General features: G+C 31.1%; 1 protein-coding gene. It reads right to left on the minus strand.

Annotated elements, in window-relative coordinates; genetic code table 11:
* Positions 1-207: 207 nt before the first annotated feature.
* The gene (locus P1X15_RS32485) at positions 208-426 is read right to left on the minus strand and encodes a hypothetical protein (RefSeq protein WP_277342264.1); all 219 of its coding nucleotides are present in this window, start codon (positions 424-426) and stop codon (positions 208-210) included.
* Between the last annotated feature and the right edge of the window lie 118 nt (positions 427-544).

Below are 544 nucleotides of genomic sequence, written 5' to 3' on the forward strand. Positions count from 1 at the left end.
CTTCTTCCTTGAAGCGCTCGAAATTAAAGGATTCGTCAGTTTTCATTGTGTCTATAAGTTAAAACTAAGTTACTTATTTTCCCCCTTTGATTCAATTTGGGGTGACACAGTTTAGTTTACAATCTCCAAGGATTTGCAATAACGGCGTCTATAACGTTTGTACAACACTTAAAATTAAGATAGTATGATAATCTAAGTATGACTATGTTATAATTTATTTTTTATTTTTTCGTCTAATTCATTCTTGTCTAGTCTATCATTACTAATTGCCTTATTTAAGATTTCTTTCAAACGCTGAACTGTAATTCTTCTAACTTCCCCCGATTGAATTTGACTAATATAATGAGATGCAATTAAGCCTAAAGATTTATAAGTTAATTGGCTTAAATCTCTGTGGGAATTTTTTAACGATTTTACAGGGTGCATTGCAAATTGTCGTTTAAGTTAGTAATTTACATTCTTTTAATTATGACACGAGAAGAGTTACATAAACTAATAGATTCCGAGTACGATAAACTTGAATCAATGCCCTTGGGCCACACAT

The sequence above is a fragment of the Runella sp. MFBS21 genome, from assembly GCF_029433105.1.
Lineage (GTDB): Bacteria > Bacteroidota > Bacteroidia > Cytophagales > Spirosomataceae > Runella.

Excerpts from the sequence above, each read along its gene's own strand:
- P1X15_RS32485 (WP_277342264.1), bottom strand. The coding sequence starts at position 426 with ATGCACCCTGTAAAATCGTTAAAAAATTCCCACAGAGATTTAAGCCAA.